Origin of the sequence: Myxococcus sp. AM011 (assembly GCF_013372595.1) — a bacterium.
Classification (GTDB): domain Bacteria; phylum Myxococcota; class Myxococcia; order Myxococcales; family Myxococcaceae; genus Myxococcus; species Myxococcus eversor.
The window spans coordinates 1-11168 of record NZ_JABXEM010000331.1; the positions used below are offsets into that span (position 1 = coordinate 1).

Sequence of the window (11168 nt, forward strand, 5' to 3'; positions counted from 1 at the left end):
ACCGCCCCCTCGACGGCCCCCCCGGCTCCCACGCGTGTCTGGAAACAGCCGCGCGCGGTGGTGGTCCGCCATGCCACGGTGATGCCCGCCACGGGCCCGGCCATCGAGGATGGCGCCGTGGCCTGGGTGGACGGCAAGTTGACGGCGGTGGGACGTAACTCGGACGTGACGACGCCTCCGGGCGCGGAGGAGGTGGACGGCACCGGCCTCTACGTCACCCCGGGCATCATCGACGCCCACAGCCACCTGGGCGTCTACGCGACGCCGGAGACATTCTCCACGGGAGATGGCAACGAGGCCACGGCGCCGGTGACGGCGGAGGTCTCCGCCGAACACTCCTTCTGGCCGCAGGACCCGGGGCTGCGGCGCGCCGCGGCCGGTGGTGTCACGTCGCTGCTGGTGCTACCGGGTAGCGCCAACCTGATTGGTGGCCGGGGCTTCCCGGTGAAGCTGCACTTCGGACGCTCGGCGGCGGAGGTCCGCTTCCCGGGCGCGAAGGACGCGCTGAAGATGGCGTGTGGCGAGAATCCCCGCCGCGTCTACGGCGAGGGCCGCAATGTCGCGCCGTCCACCCGCATGGCCAACGTGGCGGGTTACCGGCAGGCGTTCGCCCAGACCCGCGAGTACATGTCCAAGTTGGACGAGTGGGCGAAGAAGAAGCAGAAGACGCCGGACGAGGCGGGCCCCGCGCCGCTGCGCGACTTGAAGCTGGAGACGCTGGCGGAGGTGCTGCGCGGCAACATCCTGGTGCAGACCCACTGCTATCGCGCGGACGAGATGGAGGTGATGCTCCAGGTGGCCGAGGAGGCGGGCTACTCGATTCGCGCCTTCCACCACGCGCTGGAGGCCTACAAGGTCCGCGACAGCCTGGCCGCGAAGGGCGTGGCGGTGGCGACGTGGGCGGACTGGTGGGGCTTCAAGCTGGAGGCGTGGGACGGCATCCCCGAGAACGCCGGGCTGGTGTCGCAGGCGGGTGGCAAGAGCGTCATCCACTCGGACTCGGGCTTTGGAATCCAGCGGCTGAACCAGGAGGCCGGCAAGGCGATGTGGCGGGCGCGCGAGTCCGGCATCCCCATTTCGGAGGAAGAGGCGCTGCGCTGGGTGACGCTGAACGCCGCGTGGGTGATGGGCGTGGAGGGCGTCACCGGCTCGCTGGAGCCGGGGAAGATGGCGGACGTGGTGCTGTGGAAGAACCACCCGCTGAGCGTCTACGCGCGGGCGCAGCGCGTGTGGGCGGACGGCGTGGTGACGTTCGACGCGGGCGCGGGCGCGGTGGAGGCGAGCGACTTCGAGGTAGGTGAGCTGGCGGCGGGCGCGGCGAAGCTGGTGGCTGCTCCCGCGCCGACGCCGTCCCTCGCGGACCTGGGCCTCGTCGCCCGCTGCGACGTCTCGAAGGAGCGCGCGTGCGCGGAGCTGGTGCCGCAGGGGCAGGAGGCGTGCACGGTGTTCCAGGGCCTGACGGCCTTCACGGGCACGGGCTGGGTGAAGGGCGCCACGGTGGTGCTGGAGGGCGGCAAGGTGTCCAGCGTGCGTGAAGGCGGCGCGCTCCCCGCGGGCTGCAGGACGGTGGAGGGCAAGGGGCGGCTGTTGACGCCGGGCCTGGTGGACCCGCTCACGTCGCTGGGGTTGGTGGAGGTGGGCGCGGAGGTGTCCACTCAGGATGACGGGCTGCGCGGAGACGCGGCGAAGCGGGACGTGCGCGCGGCGCTGGTGTCGGCCGACAGCGTCAATCCTGTCTCGGCGGCGTTCCCGGTGGCGCGGCTCGGCGGTGTCACCAGCGCGGTGACGGTGCAGCACGGGGGCCTGGTGGCCGGACAGAGCGCCTTCGTGGCGACGGACGGCTCGGTGCGCCGCGCCTCGTTGGCGATGCACGTCAACCTGGGCATCGGTGGACGGGATGCCGTATCGGGCTCGCGGGCGCTGGTGCTGGAGAGGCTGCGCGAGGTCCTCTCCGACGCGCGCGAGTACGGCCGCCGCAAGGGTGACTTCGAGCAGCGGCGCATGCGGGACGTGTCCGCGAGCCGGTTGGACTTGGAGGCGCTCCAGCCGGTGCTGGCGGGCACGCTGCCGGTGGTGGTGACGGCGCAGAAGGCGTCGGACATCCGCGCGGCGCTGGGGCTGGCGCGCGAGTACAACCTCAAGCTCGTCATCGCCGGAGGCAGCGAGGCGTGGCTGGTGGCGGCGGAGCTGGCGGCGGCGAAGGTGCCGGTGATTCTCCAGCCCACGCAGAACCTGCCCATGGACTTCGACCGGCTCAACAGCCGGCTGGACTCCGCGGCGCTGCTGAGTGGCGCGGGCGTGAAGGTGCTCTTCTCCGTGTTGGGAGAGCCCGCCATGGTGCGCACGCTCGCGCAGGAGGCGGGCAACGCGGTGGCGTGGGGCCTGCCTCACACGGAGGCCCTGCGTGCGATGACCTCCAGCGTGGCGGACGCGTTCGGTCTGCCCGTGGGCAGGCTCGCGCCGGGCGCGGTGGCGGACGTGGTGCTGTGGAACGGCGACCCGCTGGAGTCCGCGTCGCGGCCCGTGGGCATGTGGCTGGCCGGCCAGCAAGTGCCGCTCGTCAGCCGTCAGCAGGCCCTGTTCGAGAAGCACCGCGTGCTGCCGGCGAAGTAGCGCGAGCCTCGACGTGCGACGGCGGCCGCCCCCAGGTGAGGACGGCCGCCGCGTGTGACTTCAAGGACGAGGGCTGCTCGTGGGTCAGTTGCCTTCGTAGATACCGATGGCGCCCGCCACCCACTTCTTCGTGGTGGTGTCCTGGTAGCCCATGAAGCTCACCAGGATGCGCCGGCCGCCGCCGGAGCTGTCCGCCTGGATGTCGCTGATGCGGGACATGCCGTACTTGCGGCCGAACTCAGACAGGCCGTAGTGGGTGATGCTGCCGCCCTTGAGTCGGGACAGGCCACCGCCCCACGACGCGCCCACCCAGATGCTGCCGTCGGACGGGTCCAGGCCGATGGCGGACAGGTACTTGTCCACCAGCCCGGAGCCGGAGCCCATGTGGCCCAGCACGTTGCCGTTCGCGTCCACGTGCACCAGCCCGTTGCCGAACGAGCTCAGCCACACCGTGCCGTCGCGCGCCACCACCGCGCCGGAGATGTTGTCCGGCACGCGCTCACCCGGCTTCGAGTACTCGGGCTTGGCGTCCGGCCACAAATCCAGCTTGTTGCTGGAGTCGTTCTCCGAGCCCGTCTGCGCGCGCCAGAAGTTGCCCGCGTTGGTGCCGTAGCGGAAGCGCGTGGTGCGGTCCGAGCCTCCGAACCAGACATCGCCGCTCGGGTCCACCGCGACGCCGTAGTAGGCATCCGTCAGCAGCACCACGCGGCCCTGCGCGTCCAGGGCGTTGACGTGCGGGTGCACGTGCTCGAAGACGCCGGTGCAGTTGAGCTGGCCGTTGCACATGGGCGCGCCGTCGAACTCCGCGTTGCCTCGCGCGAAGCCGTGGTTGCCGCCGAACCACACGCTCGACTTGTTGTTGCCCAGGGCGTGCTTGTCGTAGCGGATGCGCAGCACGTTGCAGATCTTCTCGCGCCCTCGCTTCTCGGCCGCCACCACGTTGGGGCCGGAGAAGATGTCGTAGTGCACCACGTCCAGCGTGCCGTCCGAGTTGAGCGTCACCTTGTCCGCGTCACCGCTCTTGTAGCGCGCCGGGTCCGGGCTCGGCCCGTCCCAGTTGTTCTCGCAGTGGTCCGAGCCCGTGCCCGGCATGCCCTCGTAGCCGACGAAGACGGTGCCCGACTTGCCGCCCGCCACGGAGATGACCTTCAGGTACTTGGGCCCCGGCGGAATGCTGCCGTCCGCCATGAAGCCATAGGGGCGCAGGCCGTTCTCCATGCCGAAGCGCTCGAACTTCTCCGCGCCGCGCTTGAGCAGGAACAGGCCCTCCGCGCCGCCGGCCACCCAGACGTTGCCGCCCTCGTCGGCCGTCACACCGTAGATGGTGACGGGGCCGCCCTGGTCCGCTCCATAGAAGCGCCAGCCCGCGGGCGTCGGCAGCGGCGGAATCTCCACGTCCTGGCGAGGGTCCGTCGGAGTGCCGCCATCCGTGGTGGGAGTGCCGCCATCTGTCGGAGTGCCCGAGTCGGGAGTCTCCGTGGGAGTGCCCGAGTCCGGCGTCTCCGTCGGAGTGCCCGCGTCGGGGACTTCGTCTGGAGAGCCCGGACGCCCGGGAGGAGGAATCGGGTCATCCATGCCCGGGTTGTCCTGCTCCGACTCGTCGTTGCCCTTGTTGGAACCGCAACCCGCCACGGTCCACATCGCGCCCGCCATGACGAGCGCCCCTGCCCAGCGCCATCCCCGCGTCATCCGAACCCACCCCGCGAAAACCTGGGCCGCCCAGAATGGGCAGCCGTCCGGGGCCTTTCCATCGCAAGGTCGATGCCAGGGCCGGCCGCCGTTCCAGGCAGGACTCCGTCCGTTCCCGGACAGCCGGTGGGAAACGCATTCCCCAGTCAGGGAAAGTCGCTGTCCCGAAGACCCCCTCATTCGTGCTAGTGGCTATCGGAAATGGGTGGGAACGACGCACGCGGTCGCACACCGTTGTCATTGGTGGGCCAGGAGCCGGACCTCCTGTTCTACACACGCCAGGCGACCGAGCACGGGACGCCCGTGTTGGTATTGGGCGCCGCCAACGGCCGCGTGGTCTGGGCCCTGGCCGAGCACGGCTTCACCGCCGTGGGAGTGGACCCCTCGGAGGTGATGATTCGCTCCGCCGAGGAGCGCCGCGCCTCGGAACCCCCAGAGGTCTCCAGCCGCGCCCGCTTCCTCGTCGCGGACCTGCGCTCCATCCGGCTACAAGAGCACTTCCCGCTGGTGCTCGCCCCGCAGCACGCGCTGGGGCTGATGCCCGGCAATGACGATTTGGAGGCGTTCCTGTCCACGGTGCGCCACCACCTCACCCCGGGGGGCACCTTCGTCTACGACGTGCTCAACACGCCGCGCGAGCCGGTGCTGCCGCGCGACGACGAGGAGCCCAACGCGGGGCTGGAGCCGCGCCGCCCGCTGTTCGCCCTCCACCTGCGAGAGCGCAAGCAGCCCGGCGCGCCCAGCCCCATCCGCCGCCTCAAGCTGCGGCACTTCTCTCCGGAGGAGCTGGACGCGGCCCTCACCGGCGCGGGCTTCATTCCGCGCGAGCGCTATGGCCGCTTCGACGGCAAGCCCTTCGATTTGGAGGACTCGCGCCACATCGGTGTCGCCGGCCCGTGAGTCGGGGCCGGAGCGTGCTCACTTCTCGAAGCGGTAGCCCAGGCCCCGCACGGTAACGAAGTGGCGGGGGTCCTCGGGGTTCGGCTCGAACTTGAGGCGCAGCTGGCGCATGAAGTTGTCCACCGTGCGCGCGCTGCCCTCGTAGTGGTAGCCCCACGCGCCGGACAAGAGCTCCTCCCGCGTGAAGGTCCGCTCCGGGTGGGCCAGGAAGTGCGCCAGCAGCTTGAACTCCTGCGCCGTCAGCTCCACCGGCGTGCCGGCCTTGGCCACCGTGCGCGCGTTCATGTCCACGCTGACGTCGCCGAACGTCACCGGCGGCGCGGCCCCGAGCGTCGGGTAGCGCCGGCGCAGCACGGCCTTGATTCGCGCCAAGAGCTCCTGGAGCCCGAAGGGCTTCACCACGTAGTCGTCCGCGCCCAGGTTGAGGCCCAGAATCTTGTCCGTCTCCATGCCCTTTGCGGACAGGACGACGACGGGGGTGTCGCGGCCGCGCTGGCGCAGCTCCTTGAGCAGCTCGAAGCCGTTGAGCTCCGGGAGCATCAAGTCGAGAACGACGAGGTCCGGGGCTTCGTCCAGCGCGCGCTGGAGCCCCGTGCGACCGTCCTGGGCCTGGAGCACCTCGTAGCCCTCGAAGCGCAGGTTCATGGACAGGCCGGCGAGGATGGACAGGTCATCCTCCACCACCAGGATGCGGCGGGTCGTCTCGCTCATGCCTTCTGCACCGGCAGGTGGATGGTGAACCGGCTGCCTCGACCGAGTTCGCTCTTCACGGCGATGCGTCCGCCGTGAGCCTCGATGATACGCCGGGCGATGGCCAGCCCCAGCCCGCTTCCCTCCGTCTTGCGGGTCAGCAGATTGTCCACCCGGTAGAAGCGCTCGAAGATGCGCTTGCGTTCCTTCGGAGCGATTCCCACGCCGTTGTCCTCCACCGCCAGGTCCACCCACCGGCCGGAGCGGCGCGCGCTCAGCTCGATGCGCCGGTCCTTCGGCCCGCTGTACTTGTAGGCATTCTGGAGCAGGTTGAGCAGCGCCCCGGCCACGGCGGCCTTGTCCACGTCCACGCGTGGCAGCCCCTCGGCCACCTCGACCTTCAGGTCCACGCCGCCCTCCAGGCGCTGCGCGCGGAAGGCCGTCACCGCCGTATCCACCACGTCCATCACCGGCATCGTCTCGCGCTGGTACACCTTGCGGCCGCTTTCGATTCGAGACCAGTCCAGCACCCGCTCGATGAAGACGGACAGGCGCTCCGTCTCCTTCGTCAGCAGGGTGAGCACCTCCTGCATCTGCGCCGGGTCCTTCAGTCGTCCCAGGGCCAGCGTCTCGATGAACATGCGGATGGATGTCAGCGGCGTGCGCAGCTCATGGCTCACCAGCGAGACGAAGTCCGTCTTCATGCGCGACAGCCGGGCCTCTCGGTAGAGCACGCGGCCCGTGTAGACGACGCCGAACGTCAGCGTCAGGTAGAACAGGCCGAGCAGCACGCCGTACACGGCGCGGTTGCGCGCGGAGGCCCGTGCGACGGGGTCCTCGCCGGTGGGCAGCACCACCAGCCGGAAATCTTGAAGGGGAGGGGACAGCACGCGCTCGGCCAGCACCTGCGGCCCCAGCGCGCTGGCGCGGGCCTGCGCCACCTCCGACACCAGCTTGCCCATCAGCCCGCCGCCTTCGTTGCTCTCGCGAGGCACGGGCATCAGCGTGAAGCGCACCGGCTCGCTGGACACCGCGCGAGGCTCCACGCGCTCCGTCAGCAGCAGCTCCAGCGCGCGCACGGACAGCCGCACGCCGCGCACCTTGTCGCCCTGACGCTCGGCCACCACGACGACGGAGCGGCCTCCGGCGGAGAGGGAGAAGACGGTGGGCGTCTCGGGGAATGAGCCGGCCTCCGGGAGCACCGCGCCCAGGGCCTCCATCAACAGCGGGTCCTCGGTGATGGTGCGCCCGCCGGAGAGCTGGAAGGTGCCGTCGGGCTCCGACAGGACGCGTCCGTCCGGGGCCACCAGGCTCAGCTTGCCGCCTTCCTCCTCCAGCTTCGCGGCGGCCAGCTCCCGGGGCAGCTCCTGGGACAGCGCCTCCAGCGTGCCCCGCCACGCGGACTCCAGACGCTTCTCCACCGCGGCGCGCTCATTGATGATGGCCACCACGCCGAAGCCGGACAGGCCAGCGGACGGCAGCACCACCAGGATGATGAGCAGCGCGAAGGTGCGTCGGAAGCTGAGGATGACGGAGGGGGAGCGGGACACGCCCCTCTCCTTTACTCCCACCCGGCGCTACACGCTCGTGGCGTTTCTCCCGGGCGCCGGGGCTCGACTGTTCGCCACCCGCACCCTGGGAGGGGAAGGAATCGACTTCGGGGGCCTTCTGATGCAAGCATGGCTGGCTCGTGGGGGCGGCGAGCGACCAGGGCCGGGCGCCATTTCCCCTCCACGACACGGCGCGGCATTCCCAGCGATGAGAGCGGCGGGCGGCATTCTCGTCGGGAAACGCGAGGAGGACACTTCATGAGACGGCACGTTCTGGCCGGTGTGTTGGCGGCGACGCTCGGGCTGACGGCTTGCGAGGACTCGTCGGCGCGCGACGGGTGGACCAACGCGTCGGGCTCGGTGGCGCTCAGCCGGGATGACGCCTTCTTGTACGTGGTGGACGCGGACACCGGGGTGCTCGCGGTGGTGGAGACCGCGCGCGGCGAGAAGGTCGGCGAGGTGAAGGTGGGTGCGGGCCCGGAGCGCGTGGTGGTGGGCCCGGATGACACCGTCTATGTCGCCAACAGGGGTGAGCGCAGCGTGTCCGTCATCCGCCGGGGTGACTGGAGCGAGGCCGCGCGGGTGGCGGTGGGCGTGGAGCCGATGGGGCTGGGGGTGTCTCCGAAGGGCGACACGCTCTACGTGGTGAACAGCACCGCGCTGGACTCCACCACGTACGGCACGCTGATGGCGGTGGACACGCGCTCGCTGGAGGTCCGCTGGGAGCTGCCGGTGGGCGAGGAGCCGCGTGGCATCGCGCTGGTGGACGGCGGGCGCCGGGCGCTCGTGAGCCTCTTCCGGCACAGTGATTTGGTGACGGTGGACCTGGCGGATGCGCACCAGCCGCGCATGCAGCGCGAGGGCACGGACCTGTACGCGCGGGCCAACTCGCAGGACGGTTTCGCCACCGAGGACCCGTTCCCATTCCCCGCGTCGACGGTGTTGTTCCGGCCCCGGGGCATGGCGGATGTCGTGGTGTCTCCCGACGGCAGGCAGGCCTACTCGCCGACGCTGTGGGCGCGCGAGGACCCGCTCACGAATCCCGGCTCGGGTGGCGGTGGTGGCGGGTCGCTGTATGGCGGCGGAGGGCCTTGCAACACGGCGGGCGTGGTGGCGCCGGGCATCGTGACGTTCAACACGGAGGACGGCTCGCCTCGGGTAGATGATTTGGACCGGTGTCGGCCGCCGCCGAGCGAGGAGCCGGACTTCCCGCCGTCCACGATTGTCAGCCCCGAGCAGAGTCATCCCATCCAGGGGCCGGTGGCCGCGGTGGTGGACCCGTCCGGGCTGTGGCTCTTCGTGGTGAACCGCGAGACGGACAACGTGGCCATCCTCCCCACGAATCGTCGTGAGGGTGCGGACCTGGTGAACGTCAACGGCAGCACGGTGCGGCAGTTGGTGCGCGTGGGCTCGGGGCCCAGCGGCATCGCGCTGACGCGGGATGGGCGCAAGGCGTACGTCTACAACGCGTTCGACCACACGGTGACGACGCTGGTGAACGACGCCTCCGGCAACGTGGCCAACGTGCGCGCGGAAGGTACGCCGCTGCGAGTGGTGGGTGACGTGCTGGCGCCGCAGGAGGTGGCGGGGCGCAAGCTGTTCTACTCCGCGCTGGACTCGAGGATGACGAGCGCGGGGGTGGCAGCGTCGTGTGCGACGTGCCATCTGGACGGTCGTGACGACGGGCACGTGTGGGGCTTCCCAGATGGGCCGCGCCAGACGCCGAGCCTCGCGGGCCGGAAGGTGACGGAGACGGGCCCGTTCCACTGGAGCGGCGAGTTCCCCACGATGAGGGACTTCCTCGACGCCACGGTGCGCGGTCGCATGGGTGGCACGGCGTTGGACGGCGTGATGGTGGCGCAGCTCTCCGCGTTCATCGACGTGATTCCCACGCCGGACAATCCCTACAAGCGCGCGGCGCTCACGGACGCGCAGGCGCGGGGGGCGCAGGTGTTCAAGAAGGCGGCCTGCAACAGTTGCCACGAGGGTGCGCACTTCACGAACAACACGCTGGCCGACGTGGGGACGTTCATCACCTCGGGCGCGAATCGGGACGACAGCAACGTGGTCGCCAAGGGACTGAACACGCCGTCGCTGCTCGGTCTGGCTCGCACGGCGCCGTACCTGCATGACGGCAGCGCGTTGTCGCTGAAGGGGCGGCTGATGCAGAACCGCCAGTCCAACAAGCACGGCACCACCGCGAGCCTGACGGAAGCAGAGGTCGACGACCTGGTGGACTACCTGCGCACGCTGTGACGCCTACTTCGCCCCGGGGGGACCCAGCTCCTCACGGAGCGGGGTCCGGAGAAAGCGCCTCCCCGTGGGCAGCAGGACGGCTTGAAAGCCCTGGCCGGCGATGCGGACCAGCTCGCCGTGCGATGCGTTTCCAGCGGCGAGCCATGCGTCCGCGTCGGACTGTGTCGGAAAGTCCCGTGAGACTTTGACGTGGGGCGACGGGGCGGAGAACTCCTGGTTGTACTGGAAGAACGCCTCCAGCTTCCGGGTGTGCTGGATGTAGAGCAGGGCGATGGAGGCGAGCTGGATGGCTTCGTCCTCCTTCGACCCTGAGAGGTAGTGACCGCTGGCCTCGTCGAGGATGCGCAGCGTCGCGGACATGTCGAAGTCAGTGGAAGTTGGAATGGCTCGCATGGATTCTCACAAGATCAAGGGGTGCCCGCGTCCGGCTCCGCCGGTGCCGCCACCGGGTGGACCAGCTCCGGACGCGTGGACGTGAGGGCCAGGCGCGTCACGTCCAACGCCTGCTCCGGGTCTCCCCCGAGCCAGGTGACGACGAGCGCGCACGGCGTGTCGTCGTCCCACGCCATCACCTGCAACATGCCCTGCGCCGGAGACCGTCGCGCGGCGGCGCGGCCGAGCGCCGTAATCTCTTCGCCGCCCATGCTCAGCGACGGCTGCAGCAGGGCATGCGTGTCCACCTCGGCATAGTGGGGCTTGCAGTCCCACGTCACCGACACCGTGACGTCCTTCTCCGACGCAGAGCGGAAGGTGCACAGCGGCCCGCAGGTCGGACACGCGCGCTCCTCCTTCATCGTGAAGCCGGGCAGCATCGTCTCGCGCACGTCCGCGGGCAGCAGCGCCTCGCACGTGGGAAGCGTCGCGTTGGTGACAGGCGCTCGCGCTGGACCCGCGTCCGTCACCGCCTCCGTCGGACGCGAGCGACACGCCAGCCCCAGGGCCAGTGTCACGAACAGCGCCGCGCGCCCTCCTCCTGCCCTCATCCCTTGGTCTCTCCTCAGACGCCCGTCGCCGGTCGCGCGGCGGATGGTAGTCCGGTGCGCCGCCGCCCGTGGCACGTTTCCCATCGCCTCCTGCCCGCTACCTGACGGCGCGCACGCAGGGTGGGGGAACAACCGGCCTTGGCTCGTCTCTCTCCCTCGCCGTGGATTAAGCTGCCAGCCGTCTTCATGCCCTCCGTCCGCTTCCTTCTGGTGCCGCTCGCCCTCGTGCTGGGGCCGTCCGCCCGGGCCCAGCAGGCCCCGGCGCGCAACCCCACGCCCGATGAGTCCTGGTCCGTCCCCGCCCAGGTGGACGCGCCTCGGAAGAACGACACCCCGGACGACGCCACGTGGACCGACTTCCCCGGCGGAACCTCCGTCCCCTCGGGCACCGACGCCGCGACACTGCCCCGACTCCCGGAAGTGCCGCCCCTCGTCCCCCTGGATGACGACGACTCCGTGGAGGGCTCCTTCCCCCGAACCATGAAGG

Annotated in this window: 8 protein-coding genes and 1 pseudogene; 4 read left to right on the forward strand and 5 right to left on the reverse strand. The window is 70.4% G+C overall.

What is annotated here, in order from left to right:
* Positions 1-2613 (forward strand): amidohydrolase family protein (locus tag HUW62_RS41860; protein WP_217911860.1); only part of this gene is annotated, 2613 nt, incomplete at its 5' end.
* An 84-nt stretch (positions 2614-2697) separates the two neighbouring features.
* Here the strand turns inward: HUW62_RS41860 and HUW62_RS41865 are convergent.
* Positions 2698-4302 carry a hypothetical protein gene (locus HUW62_RS41865; RefSeq protein WP_176437613.1) on the reverse strand — a complete coding sequence of 535 codons (1605 nt, stop codon included), beginning with the start codon at positions 4300-4302 and terminating at the stop codon, positions 2698-2700.
* Positions 4303-4503: 201 nt separating this feature from the next.
* Here HUW62_RS41865 and HUW62_RS41870 point away from each other — a divergent pair, with 201 nt between their 5' ends.
* Positions 4504-5202 carry a bifunctional 2-polyprenyl-6-hydroxyphenol methylase/3-demethylubiquinol 3-O-methyltransferase UbiG gene (locus tag HUW62_RS41870; protein ID WP_163866501.1) on the forward strand — a complete coding sequence of 233 codons (699 nt, stop codon included), beginning with the start codon at positions 4504-4506 and terminating at the stop codon, positions 5200-5202.
* 18 nt (positions 5203-5220) lie between these two features.
* On the opposite strand, the gene HUW62_RS41875 is transcribed toward HUW62_RS41870, so the two are convergent.
* The gene (locus tag HUW62_RS41875) at positions 5221-5913 is read right to left on the reverse strand and encodes a response regulator transcription factor (RefSeq protein WP_163866502.1); all 693 of its coding nucleotides are present in this window, start codon (positions 5911-5913) and stop codon (positions 5221-5223) included.
* A complete protein-coding gene (locus tag HUW62_RS41880) occupies positions 5910-7442 on the reverse strand; it encodes a cell wall metabolism sensor histidine kinase WalK (protein ID WP_163866503.1) in 1533 nt (510 codons plus the stop codon). Before HUW62_RS41880 ends, HUW62_RS41875 begins: the two co-directional genes overlap by 4 nt.
* 258 nt (positions 7443-7700) lie before the next feature.
* Between HUW62_RS41880 and HUW62_RS41885 the strand changes: the two genes are divergently transcribed.
* On the forward strand, positions 7701-9698 hold the full coding sequence (locus HUW62_RS41885; protein ID WP_176437614.1) for a c-type cytochrome: 1998 nt from the start codon (positions 7701-7703) through the stop codon (positions 9696-9698).
* A gap of 3 nt (positions 9699-9701) precedes the next feature.
* On the opposite strand, the gene HUW62_RS41890 is transcribed toward HUW62_RS41885, so the two are convergent.
* Positions 9702-10091 carry a hypothetical protein gene (locus HUW62_RS41890; RefSeq protein WP_176437615.1) on the reverse strand — a complete coding sequence of 130 codons (390 nt, stop codon included), beginning with the start codon at positions 10089-10091 and terminating at the stop codon, positions 9702-9704.
* Between the two features lie 14 nt (positions 10092-10105).
* Positions 10106-10681 (reverse strand): hypothetical protein, encoded by a 576-nt coding sequence (locus HUW62_RS41895; protein WP_163866505.1) that lies wholly within the window; start codon positions 10679-10681, stop codon positions 10106-10108.
* 138 nt (positions 10682-10819) lie between these two features.
* Here HUW62_RS41895 and HUW62_RS41900 point away from each other — a divergent pair.
* Positions 10820-11168, forward strand: a pseudogene (locus HUW62_RS41900) (hypothetical protein); the annotation flags it as partial.

Coding starts and splice junctions, on each gene's coding strand:
- HUW62_RS41875 (WP_163866502.1), bottom strand. CDS start 5,913: ATGAGCGAGACGACCCGCCGCATCCTGGTGGTGGAGGATGACCTGTCC.
- HUW62_RS41885 (WP_176437614.1), top strand. CDS start 7,701: ATGAGACGGCACGTTCTGGCCGGTGTGTTGGCGGCGACGCTCGGGCTG.
- HUW62_RS41895 (WP_163866505.1), bottom strand. CDS start 10,681: ATGAGGGCAGGAGGAGGGCGCGCGGCGCTGTTCGTGACACTGGCCCTG.
- HUW62_RS41865 (WP_176437613.1), bottom strand. CDS start 4,302: ATGACGCGGGGATGGCGCTGGGCAGGGGCGCTCGTCATGGCGGGCGCG.
- HUW62_RS41890 (WP_176437615.1), bottom strand. CDS start 10,091: ATGCGAGCCATTCCAACTTCCACTGACTTCGACATGTCCGCGACGCTG.
- HUW62_RS41870 (WP_163866501.1), top strand. CDS start 4,504: ATGGGTGGGAACGACGCACGCGGTCGCACACCGTTGTCATTGGTGGGC.